This is a genomic window from Microbacterium sp. oral taxon 186 str. F0373, from assembly GCF_000411455.1.
Lineage (GTDB): Bacteria > Actinomycetota > Actinomycetes > Actinomycetales > Microbacteriaceae > Microbacterium.
Genome location: NZ_KE150457.1, coordinates 1,178,199 through 1,199,420, shown reverse-complemented (window position 1 = coordinate 1,199,420; position 21,222 = coordinate 1,178,199). Strand labels below are relative to the sequence as shown.

Annotated in this window: 16 protein-coding genes; 5 read left to right on the top strand and 11 right to left on the bottom strand. The window is 69.5% G+C overall.

Annotated features, from left to right (window positions below; all coding sequences use genetic code 11):
• Window positions 1-20: 20 nt before the first annotated feature.
• The 4 genes from HMPREF1529_RS05560 to HMPREF1529_RS05545 form a co-directional block, all read right to left on the bottom strand.
• Window positions 21-1,748 (bottom strand): glycoside hydrolase family 13 protein, encoded by a 1,728-nt coding sequence (locus tag HMPREF1529_RS05560; protein ID WP_016464044.1) that lies wholly within the window; start codon window positions 1,746-1,748, stop codon window positions 21-23.
• Between the two features lie 71 nt (window positions 1,749-1,819).
• On the bottom strand, window positions 1,820-3,694 hold the full coding sequence (locus tag HMPREF1529_RS05555) for an alpha-amylase family glycosyl hydrolase (RefSeq protein WP_016464043.1): 1,875 nt from the start codon (window positions 3,692-3,694) through the stop codon (window positions 1,820-1,822).
• A gap of 178 nt (window positions 3,695-3,872) precedes the next feature.
• Window positions 3,873-4,973, bottom strand: a complete 1,101-nt coding sequence (locus tag HMPREF1529_RS05550; RefSeq protein WP_016464042.1) for a glycosyltransferase — start codon at window positions 4,971-4,973, stop codon at window positions 3,873-3,875.
• Between the two features lies 1 nt (window position 4,974).
• Complete coding sequence (locus HMPREF1529_RS05545) at window positions 4,975-6,186, bottom strand: glycosyltransferase (protein WP_016464041.1); 1,212 nt, start codon at window positions 6,184-6,186, stop codon at window positions 4,975-4,977.
• Between the two features lie 119 nt (window positions 6,187-6,305).
• Here HMPREF1529_RS05545 and HMPREF1529_RS05540 point away from each other — a divergent pair, with 119 nt between their 5' ends.
• The 4 genes from HMPREF1529_RS05540 to HMPREF1529_RS05525 are packed head-to-tail and all read left to right on the top strand — an operon-like array spanning window position 6,306 to window position 12,243.
• Window positions 6,306-6,911 (top strand): hypothetical protein, encoded by a 606-nt coding sequence (locus HMPREF1529_RS05540; RefSeq protein WP_016464040.1) that lies wholly within the window; start codon window positions 6,306-6,308, stop codon window positions 6,909-6,911.
• A complete protein-coding gene (locus HMPREF1529_RS05535; RefSeq protein WP_016464039.1) occupies window positions 6,908-10,111 on the top strand; it encodes a GH92 family glycosyl hydrolase in 3,204 nt (1,067 codons plus the stop codon). The genes HMPREF1529_RS05540 and HMPREF1529_RS05535 overlap by 4 nt, the downstream gene beginning before the upstream one ends.
• Window positions 10,112-10,139: 28 nt before the next feature.
• The gene (locus HMPREF1529_RS05530) at window positions 10,140-10,877 is read left to right on the top strand and encodes a potassium channel family protein (protein ID WP_016464038.1); all 738 of its coding nucleotides are present in this window, start codon (window positions 10,140-10,142) and stop codon (window positions 10,875-10,877) included.
• A 4-nt stretch (window positions 10,878-10,881) separates the two neighbouring features.
• Window positions 10,882-12,243, top strand: a complete 1,362-nt coding sequence (locus HMPREF1529_RS05525; RefSeq protein ID WP_036282758.1) for a DUF2252 domain-containing protein — start codon at window positions 10,882-10,884, stop codon at window positions 12,241-12,243.
• Between the two features lie 9 nt (window positions 12,244-12,252).
• Here HMPREF1529_RS05525 and HMPREF1529_RS05520 read toward each other — a convergent pair whose 3' ends face one another.
• From HMPREF1529_RS05520 to dnaK, 4 genes are read right to left on the bottom strand one after another with little or no spacing between them, the layout of a single operon-like run.
• Window positions 12,253-12,693, bottom strand: a complete 441-nt coding sequence (locus tag HMPREF1529_RS05520; protein ID WP_005051817.1) for a heat shock protein transcriptional repressor HspR — start codon at window positions 12,691-12,693, stop codon at window positions 12,253-12,255.
• A gap of 2 nt (window positions 12,694-12,695) precedes the next feature.
• Window positions 12,696-13,679 (bottom strand): DnaJ C-terminal domain-containing protein, encoded by a 984-nt coding sequence (locus HMPREF1529_RS05515; RefSeq protein ID WP_005051816.1) that lies wholly within the window; start codon window positions 13,677-13,679, stop codon window positions 12,696-12,698.
• Window positions 13,680-13,694: 15 nt separating this feature from the next.
• Entirely contained in the window at window positions 13,695-14,291 is a 597-nt protein-coding gene (locus HMPREF1529_RS05510) for a nucleotide exchange factor GrpE (protein ID WP_005051815.1), read from the bottom strand.
• 12 nt (window positions 14,292-14,303) lie between these two features.
• Entirely contained in the window at window positions 14,304-16,190 is a 1,887-nt protein-coding gene (dnaK, locus tag HMPREF1529_RS05505; RefSeq protein WP_016464036.1) for a molecular chaperone DnaK, read from the bottom strand.
• 218 nt (window positions 16,191-16,408) lie between these two features.
• On the opposite strand from dnaK, the gene HMPREF1529_RS05500 reads away from it, so the two are divergent.
• Complete coding sequence (locus HMPREF1529_RS05500) at window positions 16,409-17,800, top strand: MFS transporter (RefSeq protein WP_016464035.1); 1,392 nt, start codon at window positions 16,409-16,411, stop codon at window positions 17,798-17,800.
• A gap of 1 nt (window position 17,801) precedes the next feature.
• Here HMPREF1529_RS05500 and solA read toward each other — a convergent pair whose 3' ends face one another.
• The 3 genes from solA to HMPREF1529_RS05485 are packed head-to-tail and all read right to left on the bottom strand — an operon-like array spanning window position 17,802 to window position 21,196.
• The gene (gene solA / locus HMPREF1529_RS05495) at window positions 17,802-18,962 is read right to left on the bottom strand and encodes an N-methyl-L-tryptophan oxidase (protein ID WP_016464034.1); all 1,161 of its coding nucleotides are present in this window, start codon (window positions 18,960-18,962) and stop codon (window positions 17,802-17,804) included.
• Between the two features lie 54 nt (window positions 18,963-19,016).
• Window positions 19,017-20,153, bottom strand: coding sequence for a tyramine oxidase subunit B (locus HMPREF1529_RS05490; RefSeq protein WP_016464033.1), 1,137 nt, complete (start codon window positions 20,151-20,153; stop codon window positions 19,017-19,019).
• A 26-nt stretch (window positions 20,154-20,179) separates the two neighbouring features.
• Complete coding sequence (locus HMPREF1529_RS05485) at window positions 20,180-21,196, bottom strand: ABC transporter permease (protein ID WP_016464032.1); 1,017 nt, start codon at window positions 21,194-21,196, stop codon at window positions 20,180-20,182.
• Window positions 21,197-21,222 lie beyond the last annotated feature (26 nt).

The following is a 21,222-nucleotide window of genomic DNA, read 5'->3' as shown; positions in this document are numbered from 1 at the left end:
GCTCCAATCGGGTGGTGTTCTCAGTGGTGTTCGGGGGAGGTCGAATCGGACGTAGCCGGCGAGCGCACGGGCAGCGCGTACCAGGCCGTGCTGTCCGAGGCAACGTTGTCTGGTGCGGCCGGAGCCGTGGCGAGGATGCGCTCGCCGGTGGGCCAGATCTCGGGGACGACGAAAGCGTCCGGCCCCGTGTTGACGACGCACAGCGTGCAACCGCGTTGGAACGCGAGCACGTTACTCACGCCGGTCTCGAGCCAGAGGAGCGGGTCGGTCGGCGCAAACCGTTCGCGGCGCCGCCGGAGAAGCGTGCGGTAGAGCGAGAGCATCGAATCGGGGTCCACGTCCTGCGCCGCTCGCGCGTAGGCTCCGAACCACGCCGGCTGCGGAAGCCAGGTGGCGCTCGCCCCGCTTCCGAAGCCGAAGTCGCCGGGGTCCTTCGTCCAGGGCAGCGGGACGCGACATCCGTCTCGGCCAAGATCCGCGCCCTCGGAGCGGAGCCAGATCGGGTCCTGTCGCGATGCCTGCGGCAGATCGAAGACCTCCGGAAGCCCCAACTCCTCGCCCTGATAGAGGTACACGGCGCCGGGCAGCGCCAGCAGCATCGCGACCGCCGCGGCAGCGCGGCGAGACCCCAGAGCGATGTCGACCGATCCGGTGCGGCGTGCCGCCGAGATCATGTCTGACGGATCGACCGCGTCCAGCAGCTGGGCCTGCCCATATCGGGTGACGGTGCGGTGCACGTCATGGTTGGACAGCGTCCAGGCAGGCGGGCCCTCGGATGCGGCGAGCCCCGTCGAGATCGCCTCCCGGAGGCGGGCCGCGTCCCACGGCTGGACGAGGAGATCGAAGCTGAACGCCTGATGCAGCTCGTCCGGTCTGAGGTAGGCCGAGAGTCGGCTCGCCGAAGGCACCCAGACCTCACCGACGAAGTACTTCGGGTCGGGGTAGGCATCGCCCACCGCCCGCCAGTCCCTGTAGATCTCGTGCACTTCCGGCTGGTCCCACATCGCTGCATTGTGACCGCCGGTGCCGTCGTCGGCTCCGGGCCAATCGGGCAGCCCCAGCGCTTTGACGTGGCCGTGCGCGACATCGATCCGGAAGCCGTCGACCCCGCGATCGAACCAGAACCGCATGACGTCGCGGAAGTCCTCGGCAACGACGGGGTCACGCCAGTTGAGGTCGGGTTGCGCGGAGTCGAACGAGTGCAGGTACCACTGGCCCGGTTGCCCGTCGGCTTCGACGATGCGCGTCCACGCAGATCCGCCGAACACGCTCAGCCAGTTGTTGGGCGGGCGCTCGCCGTCAGGCCCGGCGCCGGCGGCGAAGTGGAAGCGTCGACGCTCTCGGCTGCCCGGCCCCGCCCGCAGGGCCGCTTGGAACCAGGCATGCCGGACGGAGCAGTGGTTGGCGACCATGTCCATGAGGACGCGGATGCCGAGGCGATGGGCGTGCGCCACCAGCGCGTCGAAATCCTCGAGCGTGCCGTAGGTGGGGTCGATCGCACGGTAGTCCGCGATGTCATAGCCGTGATCAGCCTGGGGCGAGACATAGCAGGGGTTGAGCCAGATGGCGTCGCAGCCGAGGGCGGCGATGTCGGTGAGACCGGCGATGAGTCCGCGGAGGTCACCGATGCCGTCTCCGTCGCTGTCGCGGAACGACCGCAGGTACACCTGGTAGACGACGGCCCCCTGCCACCAGGCAGGGGTGGGAGTGGCGGTGTCGGTGACGACGCGTGGTTCGAGAAGAGTCATGGAGATTCCTGAGGTGGTGCCCGGGCGGCGCATATGGCGGCCGCACCGCCCGGGCGGCTGTGTCCTTCCGCTCAGAAGGTGGGATAGATGTCGATCGTGCTTCCGCCGGTGCCGGTGAAGTTGCCTCCGCTGGACCAGGTCGCGTCGTCGATCAGCGGTTTGAACTGGAACGTCTGTCCTGCGGGGATGCGCTCGAGTTCGAACTCCCACACGTCACTGGCGACGTTCCTGGCGCCGCGACCCGCGGTCCAGGTGAAGGGATAGGCGTCGCCGCGGATCGCGATCGAGTGGCCGAGCCCGGTGTTGTAGTGCACGCGGATCTTCGTCGTGTTGCGCGCGGCGGGCGCGTAGGCCGATACGGGCGTCCCCGGTGCGTACACCTTCGACTCGTGCTCACCGAGGCTCACGGTGATCTGCTTGCCCGTGGTGCCACCGGCGGTCACCGTGACCGTGTCGGAGGTGTTCATGAGGTTCGTGAGCACCGTGCCGACGGGCAGCGAGCTCTCGGCGCGCAGCGGGATCGTGCGGGTCTGCGTGTTCCATGAGTTGGACGAGATCGTGATGGCCTCCGCGCCCGTGGAATCGACCCGGCGCGAGAACCCGTAGACGTTGGTGTCCGCCCACATCTCGCGCTGAGTGCCGACCTGCAGGGCCGGGTACGCCTTCTTGATCGCGGTCAGACGCTGGATGTGCGTGTAGATCGGAGAGGTCTGGCTGAAGCTGGACATGTCCTTGCGGTTGTCCTTGTTGGCGATCGGCACCTCACTCGCATTTCCGTTGCCGTTATCGGCCTGCTCGGTGCCGTAGTAGATCACCGGCACGCCGCGAGAGGTCAGCAGGAACGTGAGCGAGGAGCGCAGGCGCTGATAGTTGTCGTCCGCCCAGGTCAGAAAGCGCGCCCGGTCGTGATTGTCGAGGAAGGTCTCGAGCCGGTTCGGATTCTGGTACTTGTAGTCCTGCGCGAACAGGGTGCTCAGTCCCGTCATGCTCGTGTCAGCGGCGAAGGCGCTGCGGGCGGCGAAGAAGTAGGGGAAGTCGAGGACGCCCCACTCGTAGTTCTGATAAGGCGCGACGTAGTCGACATCGCCGACGAAGACCTCACCGAACGTGGGAACGCCCATTGCCGTCTGGAAACTTGCCAGCCACGACTGGGGGATGGAGCGCGCGGCATCGACACGGATGCCGTCGAAGCCCATGTCGACCCAGTCCTTGTACGTGTTGATCAGGTAGTTCGACACCGTGGGGTTCGACTGGTCGAGATCGTCGAGTCCACCCAGGTCGCAGTTCTCGATCTGCGTCTGGGTTTCTGTGCCGTTGAACAGGCAGTCGCCGTTGTGATGGAAATAGGCCGGGTTGTCCAGCGGCGACGCGGGCTTGTAGGTGCTCGGGGAGTAGGTCGTCGCCGTACCCGCGAGGTAGTCCGCTGTGTGGTTCGGGACGACGTCGAGGATCATCTTCAGGCCTTTGGCGTGCGCCGTGTCGATCAGGGTCTGAAGTTCTGCGGTGCTGCCGAAGTGCTGGTTGGGCGTGGCGAAGTTCTTGGTGAAGTAGCCGTGGTAGCTGGCCTCCAGCCCGTCGCGCGACAACGGCTGTTGCTCCGACACCGGCGAGATCCAGATGGCCGTCACGCCGAGCCCGGCGATGTAGTCCAGCTTCTGGGTGAGGCCCTTCCAGTCTCCGCCGTGGTAGAAGCCGAGATCCGACGGGTTGTACTCGCCGGTGCCCTGGTTGTTGTTCGTCGAGTCGCCGTCGGAGAAGCGGTCGACGAGGACCTGGTAGATGACGTCGCCTTCCGCGAGCGGGCCGGGCGACGGGACCGTGGTGGTGGCGGCGGCGGGTGCACTGAGCGCGGGGGTGATGAGCAGAGCGGCCACGAAGGTGGCGATCGCCCCGAGGCCGAGCACCTTTCGACGTTTCGTCGGAACGGTGGTGTCTTCACGGATCATGCGGTGGACTCCTTACGACATCGCTGTCGGAGTGCGTACCGGCCGCCAGGCTTGCACGTGTTTACTGGATCGATGCAACACCCCCGAGCCCGCCGCTGTCAAGATGCAGTTCCTGACGCTGTTTCGACTCTGCGGCGCGCCTGCCTCGACCACCGGCGGACCCGGGGCCGGCGGGGTGTCAGCGCCGGCGCGGGAGGCGGTCGAACGCGTCGAGCAGCACGTCGGCCGAGCGCTGCCACGAGAAGCGCGCGATATGCACCGCTCCCGCGGCGATCACGGCGTCGCGACGCGCGGGATCGTCCAGCTCGCGCACCGCGGCGGCGAAGGCTGCGGCATCCACGCCGGGCGCGTACAACGCGCCGTCACCGGCGACCTCGCGGAAGATCGGCATGTCGGTGACGACAGCGGGCACACCCAGCGCGAGCGCCTCGGCGACCGGCAGGCCGTAGCCCTCGTCGAGGGATGCCGAGACCAGCACGGCACGGTCGGCGAGCAGCGCCGCATACTCGGCATCCGTCACGCCGTTGTGGAAGCGCACCGCTCCCCCACGACCGTCGATGAGGCGCTCGAGCTCGGCACGTCGAGCGGGCGAGATGCGCGACAGCAGGTGGAGCGTCCGCCCGGGCAGTTCCGCCATCGCCCGAATGAGGGTCTCGACGTTCTTGTACCCCATGAACGAGCCCATGTAGACGAGGTTGTCGGCACCGGACTCGACACGCTCACCCGCCGGAAGCAGCTCGGCGAGGCGCTGCGGCGCGTTCGGGATGACGACGACGGGTCGCTTCGTCAAGCGCACGCGGGCGAACTCTGCCGCGCTCGTCTCACTGACGGTGGCGACCAGATCGGCGGCATCGAGGGTGAGCCGCTGCGGAACGTAAGAGAGATGGAACAGCCGCCAGCCGACCCGGACGTACCACGGCAGGTTCCGCGGCGGCGTCCGGTGCCGGTAGTAGATCGTGTCGTGCAGGGTGAGGATCAGTCCGAAGCGGCGCCCGAGCGCGCCGATCGTCTGCATCGGCGAGAACACGGCATCCGGGCGATACCTGTTCAGCAGCAGTGCCGTGAACGGCTCGCGCACCGCGGTGGGCGCGTGAATCCGCAGCACACGTGCGCCCTCCGGCAGGAGAGCTCGCTGCGCCTCGTCGTGGATCAGGAACACGACCTCCACACCCCGCGCGGCTGCGCCACCGCCGACGGCCGCGGCGAGCTCGGCCGAGTACCGGCTGATGCCGTCGTGGAAGTCGGTGCGGATGTACCGCGCGTCGAACAGCAGGCGCATGTCAGCCGCTGAGGGGCTCGCCGCGGTAGAGCTTCTCGAACGTGTCGAGGGTCTTCTCGATGTCGTGGATCTCCACCCCGTCGAGCGACGCCTGCTGCATCCTCAGGTACTCCTCCGGCGAGGCCGTCAGCACGCGACGCAGCTTGTCGGCGAGGTCGTCGACGTTGCCCGGCTCGAACAAGTACCCGTTCTCCCCGTCGTGGACGAGATGCGGCAGCGCCACGGCATCGGCGGCGACGATGGGAAGACCGGAGGCCATCGCCTCCATCGTCGCGATCGACTGCAGCTCAGCGATCGACGCGATCGCGAAGACATCGGCGCGCGTGTACGCGGCGCGGAGGTCCTCCTCCTCGACGCGGCCGTAGAAGGTGACCCGCTCCTGGATGCCGAGGCGTTGCGCGGTCTGCTCCAGCGCGCGGCGCTGGTCGCCGCCCCCGACGATGTCGAATGCGATGTCGGGCAGTTCCGGCGCGAGCTTCGCGATCGCCGCGAGCGTGACCTCGACGTGCTTCTCGGTGGTCAGCCGGCCGACGAACAGCACGCGGTTGTGGGGCCGCGGGGCGAGGTTCGGCGTGTAGTTGCGCTTGTCGATGCCGCAGCTGATCGGGATGACACCCGTGATGTCGATCGTGTTCTCGAGGAACTCCGCGGCCTTGCGCGTCGGCGTGGTGACCGCGCGCGACATGTCGAAGGTGCGCTTCGCGTCGTCCCAGGCGAGCTTGACGACCACCTTGTCCAGCAGAGGCGGCAGCGTCGTGAAGTCGAGGATGTTCTCGGCCATGACATGGTTGGTGGCGATCACGGGGATGCCGCGCTGGCGTGCGATGCGGGTGAGCGCACGCCCGAGGACGATGTGCGACTGACTGTGCACGACATCGGCCGGCACCTCGTCGAGGAGTTTTCGGGAGTAGTGCTTCGCGAACCACGGCAGCACGAAGCGCAGCCAGTCGTGCGGAGGCCAGCGCCAGCCGGGCGGTCGATGCACCGTGATCCGCTGGCCTTCGATGACCTCGTGGAAGGTGCCGTGCACAGAGTGCTTGACGCTCGGCGTCATGACGTGGACGTCGTGGCCCCGTCCGGCAAGGCCCGCGGCGAGGCGCTCGGCGAAGCGGGCAGCACCGTTGACGTCGGGGCTGAACGTGTCGGCAGCGATGACGATCGTGAGCGGCCGAGGAGCGGGGTTCGGATCGTCGGGTGTCGCGGAGTCGGTCACGGGGTGCGAGGCCTATCTGTGCGGCGGTGGCAAGACCGCGGATCGCGGAGCCACCCCGGGAAGTCTACCCGAGGGGCCTGTTGCGGCAGGGAAGGACCCGTCCCGCGTAACGTGGTGTCATGGCCCGACTGACCGCCGATGCCGACCAGACGCGCTGGGTTCCCGTCACCGACTCGTTCGGGCTGCGGGGACGTCGCGCCCGCAAGAAGGCGATCCGGATGCTGCTGGGTCAGGCCAACGGCATGCTGGGCGCCGAGGCGCGCCCGGGCGGTGCGTTCGCAGCCTGGGCGATGAGCCAGGCGGCGCCCGCGCTCATGCGTAAGGCCGCCGGACGCGTCCTCGTGTGGGTGTGGAGGTCCGACCCCGAGCTGGTCGTCGTCATGGCGCAGATCCAGCAGCTCACCCCGCAGTTGCGGACCGCGCGCGCCATGATGCCGATGGAGTACGACGACACCGAGGACTTCCGCGGCACGTACCTGGGGACGGGAGAGCGGCTGGTCATGCCGACTCCGCCGACCCGGGACGGTGCCGCGACGCCGCCGCCGTTCGCGACCTACACGTGGGACACCGGGACGCATCTGATCACCGTGACGGCGACCGGGGGCGATCGGGAGCGCTTCGGCACGGTGATCCCGGCGGTCGACGAGCTCGCCCGATCGCTGCGGGTCGTCGACGACGTGGTCGCCGGCGAAGCGGGGCCGGTGCTGCGGATCGACCCCGCATGATCTTCCTGGAGCCGGCGGACGGCCCCGCCGATCCGCCCTCGTCGCGCCCGCACGCAGGCGTCCTCGGGGGCCGGGTGTTCCGTTTCGGCTTCCGGCCGGGCGAGGGTGCACAGCGCGTCGCGGTGCCCGGGCTCGACGCGGTGGTCTGCACCGTCGACACGGTGCTGCACTGGGCGTTCTACGCCGACGGGGATGCCGCGGTGCACGCACCGTGGGCGCCGCTCGCGGTGACGGTCGACGCCCGCGTCGGCGAGGAACGTCTCAGCGACGATGTCCGCGTGCGCGACCGCTACGGCTTTACTCTCGATGCCGAGAGTCAGTTCGCGGCGGCGTGGAGCATGCCCGAGCAGTGGAACGCCGACACCGTGAGCCTCGCTCCCTTCGCCGGGCGGACCGTGGCGGTCGAGATCGTCCTGGGGACGACGGCGCTCGCGCCCGACGCCCGCACCCCCGAGGAGGTGACCGGGTTCGTCGAGGTGCGGATCGAGGAGGCACCGGCATCCACCCCTTCGCCGGCCGAACGCGTGGACACCCGGCGCGGCTCGCACGCCGGCGACCGCTTCTCGCGCGGCAACACGATCCCCGCGGTCGCGGTGCCGCACGGGTTCACCTTCCTCACCCCGGCGACCGATGCCCGCGACCAGCGCTGGCCGTACCGTCCCTTCGTCCACGACGACGAGCGCGGCCGGCGCCTCGAGGCCGTGCAGTTCTCGCATCAGCCCAGCCCGTGGATCGGCGACCGCGGAGTGCTGCAGGTCATGCCCTTCGACGGCATCCCCGTCTCGGCGCCGACGGCGCGGCGACGCTGGATCGCACCGGGCAGCGAACGCGCCCACCCGCATGTCTGGTCCGCGACACTCGACGGCGACCTGCGCGTCCAGGCGACGGCGACCGACCACGTCGGACTCTTCCGGGTCGAGGGCCGCGACCCCGACGCCGACGTCGGCTTCGTCATCGACCAGCCGGGAGCCCACGGCGCCGTCGCCGCCCACGGTGACAGCGTGCAGGGCTGGGTCGGCGAGGCCGATCCCCGGTGGGGCAACGGGCCGCGGACGTTCTTCGCGGGTGTCGTGCGGGGGGCTCGGGTTCACGCGGGACGCCTCGACGACGACGGGCGGGGCGAGCGCGCCGGCTTCCTCGCCGGCACGGGCTCCCTCGAGCTGCGCATCGCGATCTCGTTCATCTCCGTCGAGCAGGCGCAGCGCTCGCTCGCTCTGGAAGCGCCCGCGGGGGTGACGTTCGACGACATCCGCGACCGCACGCGCAGCGCCTGGGACGCGGTGCTCGACCGTGTGCAGATCCCGCCGCTCCCGGCATCCGAGCGCCCCTTCCGGGGCCTCGCCGACGCCGACACACGCGCACAGCTCGCGTCGGCGCTGTACCGCCTGCACCTGTACCCGAACGCTGCGCAGGAGAACGCCGGATCTGCCGAGAGCCCGCAGTGGGTCTACGCCGATCCGTTCGCCCCCGCCGGCGCGCACACCGATACGCACACTGGAGCGCCGATCGTGGCCGGACGCCTTCCGGTCAACAACGGTTACTGGGACACGTACCGCACCGCATGGCCGATGATGAATCTCGTCGACCCCGTTCGGGCTCGTGAGCTGCTGGACGGCATCCTCGAGCCGCAGCGACGGCACGGCTGGATGCCGCGGTGGACGGCACCCGGCTACGTGGACGCGATGGTGGGCACCTCCAGCGACCAGATCCTCGCCGACGGCGAAAGGTGGGGACTGCTCGACGACGCCGAGACCGCCCTGTCGTCCGGGTGGCGCAACGCCGCCGAGCGCGCGCCCGACGCCCGCCGGGGACGCAAGGGCATCGGACGGGGGCGTTTCCTGGGGTTCATCCCGCGCGACATCCACGAGGGCATGAGCTGGAGTGTCGAGAACGCCATCAGCGATGCCGCGCTGGCGCGGCTGGCGCAGCGCCTGGCGGCGGCCTCGGCGGGCGAGGACGCCGCACGCCATGAGGCGTTGTCGCGCTGGCTGGGAAACCGCGCTCTCGCCTATCGGCAGTTGTTCGATCCGGCCGTCGGGTTCTTGCGCGGACGCGACGCCGACGGCCGCACGGCGGGCGGACGCTTCGACCCGCGCGTCTGGGGCGGCGACTACGTCGAGACGAACGCGTGGGGGATGTCCGTGAGCGCCGTGCACGATCCGGCCGGACTCGCCGAGCTGTACGGCGGGCCGGCGGCGCTGCGCGCACACCTGGACCGCCTGTTCGCCGAGCCCGAGACGGCCGAGCGCGCATTCTCTGGGGCGTACCACCGGGTCATCCACGAGCAGCGGGAGGCGCGCGCACTGCGCAGCGGCATGTGCGCTGTCTCGAACCAGCCCGCGCACCACATCCCGTACATGTACTCCGCGACCGACGAGCCCTGGCGGGCGGGCGCGGTGGCGCACGCACTCGCGCGACGCCTCTTCACCGGCGGGCACATCGGCCAGGGCTTCCCGGGCGACGAGGACAACGGCGAGATGAGCGCCTGGTGGCTGTGGGCCGCGCTCGGCCTCTACCCGCTCGATCCCGCGTCGGGCTCCCTTCTGATCGGTTCGCCCCTGTTCGACGACGTCACCGTCCGCCGTTCCGACGGCTCGCGGATGCGCATCCGCAGCCGGCGGGCGCACGCCGACGCGCACGTGCTGCGCTCCGCGCACGTCAACGGAATCCCCCTGCGCTCCGCCGCGCTGCCGGTCGATGTCCTCGGCGCCGACGTGGACATCGAGCTGGAGTTCGACGACGCGCCGGGCCGGGCGCTCTGGGCGGGCCCGGCGACGACGAGCGAGATCGCGCCGTGGCATGCGGATCTCACCGCCCGTGGCGGCGTTGCCGTCCGCACCCGTGGCATCTGGCACGCGGCGCGGCTCTTCGACGACGGGGCCCCGCGGGGCGACCGCGGCACCCGACTGCGGGCGGGAACCTGGGCGGGCTGGGTCTTCCCGCGTGCGATGACAGTGACCGATGCGACCCTCACGTCCGTGGATGCCGCCGACGCCGACGCACTGGAATGGGAGGCGAGCGAGGACGGCACGTCCTGGCATCCGGTCGCCGTCTCCGCCCGCGTCGCGCTGCACCCCGACCGGACGACCCCGTTCCGCTTCACCCCCGCGGTCACGGCGCGCGGCGTGAGAGTGCGCGCCCGCCAGCCGGTGCGGCTGCGGCAGATCGAGCTCTTCGACCTCGGCGACGCGCCCGGATGATGCCGGCGACGCCCGCTATCGTGGCCGCATGAGCGAGAGTGCGCGCCCCCGGCCGACGCTGTCGCCGCGTCTGCTGCGGTGGGAAGATCGCACCGCGTGGCCGATGTTCGCGCTGTCGCTCGCTTTCTTCGGGGCCTGGATCTGGAGCCTCGGCGACGACACGCTGAGCGCGACGCACCAGAATGTCCTGCTCGCCGTCGTGGGCGTCGCCTGGCTGATCTTCATCGCGGACTTCCTGGTGCGTCTGGCCATCTGCGGGTCGCGGCGCGAGTTCCTGCGCACCCGCTGGATCGAGGCGGTGTCGCTGGTGGTCGTCTACCTCCGGCCTTTCGTGATCCTCGCCTACCTCTGGCGACTGCCGTGGTTCCGCACGAGCCGCTCGCGGCAGCGGCTGCGCCTGATCATCCTCGTCTCGCTGTTCACGCTGCTGTTCGTCGTCACGGCGTCGGCGCTCGTGTGGATCGCCGAACGGCACGACCCGCACGCGAACATCCTCACCTTCGGAGATGCGGTGTGGTGGGGGTTCGAAACCGTCGCGACCGTCGGCTACGGCGACTTCGTGCCGGTCACCCCGCTCGGCCGCACGATCGCGGTCGGCCTCATGATGGGCGGTCTGGTCGTGCTCGGCGTGACCAGCGCGACGGTGGTATCCGCCCTGACCGACCAGATGCACCGCGTCGGGGAGCGCCTCGCCCACGAACGCGCGGGGGCATCCGGCGAAGAGGCGTCACCGGATGTCGCCCCGGACGCTCCAGTGTCATCATGAGCGCATGACGAACGCCGTGTGGACGGTTCCGCTCTCCCGGCAGAGCGCCCACGAGGAGGGCCGCCGCCGGCGTCGGGAGCTTCCGCGCAGGATGCTGGCCGAGCTTCCGACCCGCACGCGCGATCCCCTCGGCATCCTCGCCGCGCAGAACGCCGCACGCGTGCCCGAGCTCGTGCCGCTGCGGGAGGAGCGGATGTCGGCGAGCCCGTTCGCGTTCTACCGCGGCACCGCAGCGCTCATGGCCGACGACCTCGCTGCCGGGCCTCGCAGCGACATCCTCGTCGCCTCCTGCGGGGATGCACACGTCGCGAACTTCGGGTTCTATGCGTCGCGGCAACGCACACTCGTCTTCGATCTGAACGACTTCGACGAAGCGGCCTGGGCCAGCTGGGAGTGGGACCTCAAGCGGCTCGTCACGAGCATCGTCGTGGCCGGTCAGGCGACCGGCCGTGACGACGCCGTCACGCAGGATGCCGCGCGTGCGGCGGTGCGGCGCTACGCGCGCGCCCTCAGCGCGGGCGATACGGCGACGCCGCTCGACCGCTTCTACCAGCACTTCGACGCCGCCGGCTCACTGACCGCGATGGACAAGGCGTCGCGCAAGGTGCTGCGCGCCGCCATCGCCGACGCGGAACGGCGCACCGGCGACAAAGCAGTCCGCAAGATGACGCTCGTCGGCGCGGACGGACGGCTGCGCTTCGTCGAGCAGCCGCCGACCATGACCCATGTCGACGAGCAGACCGCCGCCGGGGTCGACGCCGCGCTGGGGCAGTACATCGCGACGACCCGGGCAGATGTGCGTCTCCTGCTGTCGCACTACGCGTTCTCCGACATCGTCCGCCGCGTTGTGGGTGTGGGCAGTGTCGGCACGCGCTGCTTCGTGACGGTCCTCGTCGACGGCGACGGCGCCGCCCTGCTGCTGCAGGTGAAGGAAGCGGGTCGCAGCGTGCTGGAGCAGTACGGCCACTGCCCGCAGCCGGAGGAGATCTCGACGTTTGTCGCCGCGCATGGCGAGGGCGCCCGTGTCGTCGGCATCCAGCGCATTCTCCAAGGGTCGTCGGATCCCTTCCTCGGCTACTTCCGCGGTCCCGCCGCCGACTACTACGTGCGACAGTTCCGTGACATGAAGGGGAGCATCGACGCCGAGACGCTCGAGGACGGCCCGTTCCGCCGGTACGCGCAGGCGTGTGCGACCGTGCTCGCCCGCGCTCACGGGCAGTCGCCGAACGCCGCGCGCATCGTGGGCTACCTCGGTGCGGGCGGCGCCGCGGCCGAGGCGATCGTCGAGTGGGCGTACGGCTACGCCGCGCTCTCCCGCGCCGACTACGGAGCCTTCGTCGAGGCGACCTCCGGCCGCACCGCGTAACGGCGCCTGTTACTCGAGGTCGGTCTCCGACGGCGGAAGCGGACGCCAGAGCACCACCTCGGTCGCCCGGCGCACGCGCGTACCATGACGCAGCGTGACCACCGATCCCGTCGCCCCCGCCGCGAAGACGCGGGAGCGACGGGCCAGTTCCTCCTGCAGACGCTGTTCGAGATCGGCGACGCGGCGTCGCAGACCGCGCGCCTCGTTCTCCAGCTCGATGAGTCGGGCGATGGCCGGAAGGCTCATCCCCTCGGCGGACAGCGCGGCCACTTCGCGCAGCTGCTTGACGTGCCGCAGCGAGTAGCGCCGCGATCCGCCTTGCGTGCGCCCGGGAACGACGAGTCCCAGCCGGTCGTACTGACGGAGGGTCTGCGGGTGCATGCCGGCAAGCTCCGCGGCGACGGCGATCGCGAAGATCGGCGCTTCCTCATCGGGTTGCTCGTCGGCCATGCTCACTCCCGAGCCTTGGCCATGAGGTCGGCGCGCGGGTTCTCCTTCGGCTCCAGCTCATGGAAGCGCTGAAGCGCTTCCATCGCCTGATCGTCCAGATGCGACGGCACCGCGACCTGCACCTCGGCGAGGAGGTCTCCGGTGCCCTTCGCGGTGTGCACGCCGCGACCCTTGACCCGCAGCACGCGCCCGGAGGGCGTGCCCGGCGCCACACGCAGCTTGACCGGATCTCCGCCCAGGGTCGGCACCTCGATCGTGGCGCCGAGCGCGGCTTCCGTGAAGGTGACCGGAACCGTGACGCGCAGGTTCAGTCCGTCGCGGACGAACACCGGGTGCGGGCGCACCGAGACGCTCACGACGATGTCGCCGGGCTCACCGCCGTCGGGCGATGGGCGCCCGCGGCCACGCAGACGGATCTTCTGGCCGTCGGCGACGCCGGCGGGGATCTTCACCTTGAACGGCTTGCCATCCTCGCCCGCGAGGGTGATGGTCTCACCCTTCACCGCGGTCTGGAAGTCGAGCGTCGTGCGTGCCGTCACATCGGCACCGCGCTGCGGGCCGCCGTAGCCGCGGAATCCACCGGTGGACTGCCCGAATCGGCCGGAGCCGAAGCTGCCGCCTTGGCCGAACATCGAGAACAGGTCGTCGAAGTCGGCCGACTGGGCCGAGCCGCGCGACTGGCCGAATCGGCTGAAGACGTCCTCGAAGCCGCCGCTGCCGGCGCCGGGCGCCTGGAAGCGCGCACCCCCGGCGCCCATCGCGCGGATCTGGTCGTACTCCTCGCGCTGGCTCTTGTCGGAGAGCACGGCGTACGCCTCGCTCATCTCCTTGAACTTCGCCTCTTTGGCAGGATCACCCTGCGTCGAGTCGGGGTGGTACGTGCGGGCAAGCTTGCGATACGCCTTCTTCAGGTCGGCCTCGGACACGTCCTTGGAGACGCCCAAGACCTTGTAGAAGTCCTTGTCGAACCAATCCTGACTGGCCATGGACACCTCCTCCCGTCAGTCAGCGGAACCGGCGACGACGACCTTGGCCGGTCGCAGCTCGATGGTGCCCAGGCGGTAGCCGACCTCGACGACGTCGAGGATCGTGCCGTCCTCCACCCCTCCGGGGTTCGGGGCGTGGAAGATGGCCTCGTGCTGCTGCGGGTCGAACGCCTCGCCCGCCACACCGTAGGTCTCCACCCCGAGGCGTGCGACGACGGCGCGCAGCTTCTCGGCGATGGCCAGTAGCGGCGACCCGTCGACCAGGTCGCCGTGCTTCTCGGCACGGTCGAGATCGTCGAGCACGGGCAGCAGCCCCTTGGCGACCGATCCCTTGGCGCGGGCGATCTCCACCTCGCGCTGGTCCTCGGTACGACGGCGGTAGTTGGCGTACTCGGCCTGTACCCGCTTGAGATCCAGAATCAGATCGCGGTCCTCGGGCGAGGCCTCCGCGACGGCGGCCTCGTCGGTCTGTGCGGCGTCGAGGATGTCGTCGACGGTCAGGTCATCGCCCTCACGCTGGTCCCCCTGCGAGTCGGGGCCGGAGGCGTGTGCCTCCGACCCCTCGTCACCGGGGACTTCGTCGATGGGCTCTTCGAAGTCCTTGTTCGTCATGGTTCGATTCTCTTACTTTCCGGTTCCCGGCTTCTTGTCGTCCTCGTCCTCGACGACCTCGGCGTCGATGACGTCCTCCTCGGGGTTCGGCACGCTGCCGTTGCCCGGGTCGGCGACCGTGGGGTCGGCCGGCTCGCCGGCGGCCTGCGCCGAGGCGTAGATGGCCTCGCCGAGCTGCTGCTGCGACGCGTTGAGCTTGTCGAACGCGTTCTTGACGGCATCCTCGTCATCACCGGCGAGCGCGGTCTTCAGCGCATCCACGTCGGCCTGGACGGAGGTCTTCACCTCGGCGGGGAGCTTGTCCTCGTTGTCCTTGATGAGCTTCTCGATCGAGTAGGAGAGGGTCTCGGCCTGGTTGCGGACCTCGGCGGCCTCGCGGCGCTTCTTGTCCTCGGCGGCGTGCTCCTCGGCCTCGCGCACCATGCGCTCGATGTCGTCCTTGGGCAGCGACGAGCCGCCGGTGATCGTCATCGACTGCTCCTTGCCGGTGCCCTTGTCCTTCGCGGACACGTGCACGATGCCGTTGGCGTCGATGTCGAAGGTGACCTCGATCTGCGGGATGCCGCGGGGCGCGGGCGCGATGCCGGTCAGCTCGAAGGTGCCGAGCGGCTTGTTGTCACGCGTGAAGTCGCGCTCGCCCTGGAAGACCTGGATGGCGACCGACGGCTGGTTGTCGTCGGCGGTCGTGAAGGTCTCGCTGCGCTTGGTCGGGATGGCCGTGTTGCGCTCGATGAGCTTGGTCATGATGCCGCCCTTGGTCTCGATGCCGAGGCTCAGGGGGGTGACGTCGATGAGCAGCACATCCTTGCGCTCACCCTTGAGGACACCGGCCTGCAGGGCGGCGCCGACGGCGACGACCTCGTCCGGGTTCACGCCCTTGTTGGGCTCCTTGCCGCCGGTGAGCTGCTTGACCAGCTCGGTGACCTGCGGCATACGGGTCGATCCACCGACGAGCACGACGTGGTCGATGTCGCCGACCTTGATGCCGGCCTCGGCGATGACGTCGTTGAACGGCTTCTTCGTGCGGTCGAGGAGATCCTTGGTGAGGTCCTCGAACTTGGCACGCGTCAGCGTCTCCGACAGCGACACGGGGCCCGAGTCGGTCAGCGAGAGGTACGGCAGGTTGATGGAGGTGCTGCTGGAGCTGGAGAGCTCCTTCTTCGCCTGCTCGGCGGCCTCCTTCAGACGCTGCAGGGCGATCTTGTCGCCCGAGACGTCGACGCCGGTGGTGTCCTTGAACTGCTTGATGAGGTAGTCGACGACGCGCTGGTCCCAGTCGTCACCGCCGAGGCGGTTGTCACCGGCGGTGGCGCGCACCTGGATGGTGGAGAAGTCGTCGTCCTTGCCCACCTCGAGCAGGGACACGTCGAACGTGCCGCCACCGAGGTCGAAGACGAGGATGAGCTCGTCCTCCTTGCCCTTGTCGAGGCCGTACGCGAGGGCCGCCGCGGTGGGCTCGTTGATGATGCGCAGGACGTTGAGGCCGGCGATCTCACCGGCATCCTTGGTGGCCTGACGCTCGGCGTCGTTGAAGTAGGCGGGGACCGTGATGACCGCGTCGGTCACGCTGTCGCCCAGGTACTCCTCGGCGTCGCGCTTGAGCTTCTGCAGGATGCGCGCGGAGATCTCCTGCGGCGTGTACTGCTTGCCGTCGATCGCCTGCGTCTTCCAGTCGGTGCCCATGTGGCGCTTGACGGAGGACAGCGTGCGGTCGACGTTCGTGACGGCCTGGCGCTTGGCGGTCTCGCCGACGAGCACCTCGCCGTCCTTCGTGAAGGCCACGACCGACGGGGTCGTGCGGAAGCCCTCGGCGTTGGCGATGACCTTCGGCTCGCCGCCCTCGAGGACGGAGACGACGGAGTTCGTCGTCCCGAGGTCGATACCCACTGCACGTGCCATTGTGTTCCCTTTCGTGAAACGGATCTGAGGAAGTCTGCGGGGTTGAGTCTTAACGGCTCAACTTCGATGTGTTCCACGATAGTCGCGGCATCCCCGACTGTCAAACGCAAGTTGATATGAATCGGCTCAACTTTTCGACCGGATGCCGGGAGTAACGTGACCTGCACGCGCGACGACGCGCCACCCGGTGTTCACCGAAGGGACATAACGTGACGAACATGTCACTGCCCGACCTGCCCGCTCCCGACTCCCTCGCCGCCACCGGCGCCCGAGCCACCGCCGCAGACCGGCGGGGCGTTCTCGCGTGGGCGCTCTGGGACTGGGGTTCCGCCGCGTTCAACGCGGTCGTGACGACCTTCGTGTTCAGCACGTATCTGTCCAGCAGCTACTTCATCGACCCGGCGATCGTGGCCGCGGCCGGCGGCGACGACAAGAACCCGGCGCTCGTCGCGGCGAAGGCCGACAACGCATCGCTGATCGGGGTCGCGCTGATGATCGCCGGCATCCTCGTCGCCCTGCTCGCCCCCGTGCTCGGGCAGCGCTCCGACGGCTCGGGCCGGCGCAAGCTCTGGCTCGGCATCAACACGGGCATCGTCGTGCTCGCGATGGCCGCGATGTTCTTCGTGGAGGGCACGCCCGGCTACCTCGTCGTCGGGGCGATGCTGCTGGCGGTGGGCAACGTCTTCTTCGAGTTCGCGGGCGTCAACTACAACGCGATGCTCGTCCAGGTCTCCACGCGCCAGACGATGGGACGCGTCTCCGGCTTCGGGTGGGGCATGGGCTACGTGGGCGGCATCGTGCTGCTGCTGATCCTGCTCGTAGGCTTCATCGGGCTCACCTCCAGCCCCGGGCCCCTCGGCATCACGACCGACGGCGGACTGCACATCCGCCTCGCGGTGCTCGCCTCAGCGGTGTGGTTCGGGGCCTTCGCGATCCCCGTCCTCGTGCGGGTGCCGGAGATCCCGGCATCCGATCGGCGCGTGAGAGTCGGCTTCTTCCGCTCGTACGCGCTGCTCTGGGGCACCCTCCGCGGTCTCTGGCAGGGCAACCGCCAAGTGCTGCTGTTCCTGCTGTCCAGCGCCGTGTTCCGCGACGGCCTCACGGGCGTGTTCACGTTCGGCGCGATCATCGCCGCGCAGGTGTTCGGCTTCAGCTCGGCGCAGGTGCTCTACTTCGCCGTCGCCGCGAACGTCGTCGCGGGAATCTCGACGATCTTCGCCGGTCGCCTGGACGACCGCTTCGGACCGAAGAACGTCATCCTGGTCTCGCTCGTCGGACTCGTCGTCGCGGGCACCGCGGTGCTGTTCCTCGGCACCGCGCAGCTCGGGTTCTGGATCGTCGGGCTCGTGCTGTCCATGTTCGTGGGGCCGGTGCAGTCGGCATCCCGTTCGTTCCTCGCCCGCGTCACCCCGGAGGGTCGCGAGGGCGAGATCTTCGGGCTCTACGCCACGACCGGTCGCGCCGTGTCGTTCCTGGCCCCAGGCCTGTTCGCCCTGTTCGTCTCCCTCAGCGGCGACACGCGCCTCGGCATCCTCGGGATCGTCATCATCCTCCTGGCCGGTCTGCTGCTGATGCTGCCCGTGAAGACCGCCCAGGTCGAGATCCGCTGAGTCATCCCGCCGCGTCGTGCTGGCGATGCGCGGCGATCGTGAACAACGGGTTCTGCCAGTCGCTCCGGCCCTCGATCGCGAGCTGGGCGAGTGCCTCTCCCCACACCGGTGAGAACTTGAAGCCGTTGCCGCTCAGCCCGGTGGCGATCACGATGGCTCCGTCGGCGACGGTGTCGATGATCGGAAGCCGCGCAGCGGTCTGGGAATCGGGATGCACAGACCAGCGCACCGGGTCGGGCACGAGATCGGGGATCATCCGCTGGGCCTGCTCCCCGATCCACCACAACTGGTCGGGCGTGAGCTCCGTGAATCGGTCGGCGTAGTCGCCCACCTCGGGAAGGATGACGTGCGGGCAGATCTTGATGCTGAAGCCGTCGAGCGTGGGGACTCCGAAGGCGTGCACGTCGCCGAGGTCGCGCATGAAGCCGGGGAAGCGATCGGGCGTGAACCACTCGATGTGGCGCGGCATCAGCCACGTCAGCCCGAAGGATGCCACGGTCACCAGATCGGCGAGCTCGGGGACGAGTCGCGTCGTCCAGGAACCGGTCGTGACGATCACCCGGTCGGCGATCACCTCGCCCCGCGCCGTCAAGATCCGCACGCCGTCGCCGGTGGAGACGACATCCAGGACCTCCACACCGGTCCACACCTGTGCACCGAGGCGCTCCGCAGCCTCGATGCCGGAGAGCACCGATGCCTCCGGCCGCGAACCGCCGCCGAGCGGGTCGAGGATGCCGACGTCATCGCTCTCGATCGCGAACTGCGGGTAGCGGCGACGGAGCCCGTCGGCGTCGAGGACCTCGGCCTGCAGATCGAACTCGTCGATCGCCCGCAGCGTCGCCGCGATGTCGGGATGGTCGCCGGGTGCGAGGCTCAGCGCACCCGCCTCCAGAAGCAGCGTTCGCCCGCTCTCGGACTCGAGCTGATGCCACAGTTCCCGCGAACGCAGCAGCGCGGGGGTGAAGAAGCGCCCCTCCTTCGCGGCGACGCGGAACAGCCGTGATTCCCCCGTGTACGAACCGGCGGCGTGCAGGGGCCCGTACTGCTCGATGCCCAAGACGGTCTTGCCGGTTCCGGACAGCGCGAGCGCCGTCCGCCACAGCGCCATCGCGCCGATGCTCCCGAGCCCGACGACGGCCACATCCACTCTGGTCTGCGACATTTCCGATCCTCTTTCCTGTGTTCTGTTCGTCCAGGTCTTCTCCGGCGATGCGGCTCAGGCCAGCGCCGGCGTCTGCCACAGGTTCAGGCTGACGCCGATGCCCCGCTCGACCGCACGCCGGTAGAGGACGGTGCCCCACGCGACGTCCTCCACCGGCATCCCGCCGACCGAGAGGATCGCGATCTCCTCGTCGTCGCGTCGCCCGGGGGCTGCCCCCGCGGCGATCGCGCCGAGGTCCTCGAGGGCTGCGGCATCCATCCGCCCCTCGGCGATGAGGTCCATGAACTTGCACCCGATCACCGGGACGTGGTGGTGCGCGGGGGCGGGGAGCTCGTCGGCCCACGCTTCGTAGAGGCCGATGTTGTCGGCGACCTTGCGCACGTCGGCCGCCTCCATCGCCTCGTCGATGTCGGCGCTCGCGGGCATGCTGAGGAACGCCCCCGGCTTGACCCACTCGCGCTTGACGAGGGGGTAGGTCGACGGGTCGCCGGTCTCACCCGAGGTGCAGAAGGTGACGATGTCGCTTCCGCGCACGACGTCTTCGATCGTGTCGACGGCGACGACGTCGACCTGCGGGTACTCGTCCGCGGCCCAGGCTCGGAAGGCCTCGAGGCTGCGGGTCGAGCGGCCCTTCACCTTGACGGTGCGGATGCCGGGGCGGACGGCGAGGAACGCCGCGAGCGACGTGCGTGCCATGACCCCGGGGCCGAGGATGCCGACGACGTCGACGTCTGCCCGCGCGAGGTGACGGGCGCCCACGCCCGGGATCGCGCCGGTGCGGTAGGCCGACAGGAGGTTCGCCGACATGAACGCCAGCGGCGCTCCGGTGTCGGTGTCGTTCAGTGTGAACATGAGGATGGAGCGGGGAAGGCCCTTCTCGCGGTTCGCGATGTTCGACCCGTACCATTTGCAGCCACTCGTGCCGAACGAGCCGCCCAGGTAGGCGGGCATCGCCATGAAGCGGCGGTCGGCCGTGGGCTTCGGCATCGCGGGGAACGGCGAGTCCTCCGGGAAGACGATCATCGCCCCGTGCGAGTCGTTGTTGGCGCCCGCCATGCGGTAGTCGCCGGCGTGCAGGAGCGTCAGCATCTCCTCCATCGTGTCGACGCAGGCGGCCATGTCGGTGACCCCCGCGCGGATCATGTCGGGCTCGGACAGGTAGAGGAAGTCGATACGAGGTGACGTGCTCATTGTGGTTCTCCGGGGTGTGTCAGGGGTCAGGTGGAGGTGGCGGGGGTCTCGCGCGCGATGCGCTGGGCTTCGCGCGCCTGGAGCCTCAATCGCAGACGGTGCGTGCCGGCGCCGATCGCGATCGCGGCGACCAGGGCCACCCCGCTCGCAACGTTCTGCCAGAAGCTCGTGACGCCGAGCTGGACGAGGCTGTTGTTGAGGATGCCGAGGAACAGCACTCCGACGAGGACGCCGAACATGCTGCCCTCCCCGCCGGTGAGGGCGACGCCCCCGAGGAGGATCGCGGTCAGCACGGTGAGCTCGAAGCCGAGGCCGAGTTGGCCGGCCGGGGCGGAGTTGAGCCGCGCGACGGTGATGGCCCCGGCGAGCCCGGCGGCGGCGCCCGAGACCAGGTACAGGATGAACGGCATCCGTTTCACATTCACGCCGGACAGGTGGGCCGCACGGGGGTTGACCCCGATCGCGTAGACGTGCCGCCCGGCCGGGGTGAACACAAGGAAGAGGGCGCCGATGACGAGGCCCGCCGCGGCGATCCAGACGGCGATCGGCACCGCCAGGAACGTGCCGACGCCGAGCAGGCCGAAGCCCCCACCGAAGTTGTTGGCTCCGAGGGGATTGACCAGCTGCGCGACACCGCGCACCGCTGTCAGCGTGCCGAGCGTGGTGATGAAGGCGGACAGCCCAAACAGAGGACTGGCGATCGCGTTGATCAGCCCCACCGCGAGTCCCACACCGACGGCAGCGAGCACTGCGAGGGCAGGCGATCCGTGCCCTCCGGCCATGATCGACCCGGCGACGATGCCGCCGAGGGCGAGCGTGGAGCCCACCGAGAGGTCGATATAGCCGGCGATGATGAGCATCGCCCCGGGAATCGCGACGATCGCCACGATGGCTCCGTCGAGAAGGATGCCGCGGAGGTTCACCCAGTTCAGCAGGGTCCCTCCGGTGGCGATCGCAACGGCGACGATCATGACGACGAGGAGGACGAACAGGGGGTTGGCGACGAGCGCGTTCGCCAGACGGTGACGCAGGGTGGGTTCCATGAGGAGCGGGCTTTCTGTGTGACGGT

Coding starts and splice junctions, on each gene's coding strand:
- HMPREF1529_RS05560 (WP_016464044.1), bottom strand. CDS start 1,748: ATGACTCTTCTCGAACCACGCGTCGTCACCGACACCGCCACTCCCACC.
- HMPREF1529_RS05555 (WP_016464043.1), bottom strand. CDS start 3,694: ATGATCCGTGAAGACACCACCGTTCCGACGAAACGTCGAAAGGTGCTC.
- HMPREF1529_RS05550 (WP_016464042.1), bottom strand. CDS start 4,973: ATGCGCCTGCTGTTCGACGCGCGGTACATCCGCACCGACTTCCACGAC.
- HMPREF1529_RS05540 (WP_016464040.1), top strand. CDS start 6,306: ATGGCCCGACTGACCGCCGATGCCGACCAGACGCGCTGGGTTCCCGTC.
- HMPREF1529_RS05535 (WP_016464039.1), top strand. CDS start 6,908: ATGATCTTCCTGGAGCCGGCGGACGGCCCCGCCGATCCGCCCTCGTCG.
- HMPREF1529_RS05530 (WP_016464038.1), top strand. CDS start 10,140: ATGAGCGAGAGTGCGCGCCCCCGGCCGACGCTGTCGCCGCGTCTGCTG.
- HMPREF1529_RS05525 (WP_036282758.1), top strand. CDS start 10,882: ATGACGAACGCCGTGTGGACGGTTCCGCTCTCCCGGCAGAGCGCCCAC.
- HMPREF1529_RS05520 (WP_005051817.1), bottom strand. CDS start 12,693: ATGGCCGACGAGCAACCCGATGAGGAAGCGCCGATCTTCGCGATCGCC.
- HMPREF1529_RS05515 (WP_005051816.1), bottom strand. CDS start 13,679: ATGGCCAGTCAGGATTGGTTCGACAAGGACTTCTACAAGGTCTTGGGC.
- HMPREF1529_RS05510 (WP_005051815.1), bottom strand. CDS start 14,291: ATGACGAACAAGGACTTCGAAGAGCCCATCGACGAAGTCCCCGGTGAC.
- dnaK (WP_016464036.1), bottom strand. CDS start 16,190: ATGGCACGTGCAGTGGGTATCGACCTCGGGACGACGAACTCCGTCGTC.
- HMPREF1529_RS05500 (WP_016464035.1), top strand. CDS start 16,409: ATGTCACTGCCCGACCTGCCCGCTCCCGACTCCCTCGCCGCCACCGGC.
- solA (WP_016464034.1), bottom strand. CDS start 18,962: ATGTCGCAGACCAGAGTGGATGTGGCCGTCGTCGGGCTCGGGAGCATC.
- HMPREF1529_RS05490 (WP_016464033.1), bottom strand. CDS start 20,153: ATGAGCACGTCACCTCGTATCGACTTCCTCTACCTGTCCGAGCCCGAC.
- HMPREF1529_RS05485 (WP_016464032.1), bottom strand. CDS start 21,196: ATGGAACCCACCCTGCGTCACCGTCTGGCGAACGCGCTCGTCGCCAAC.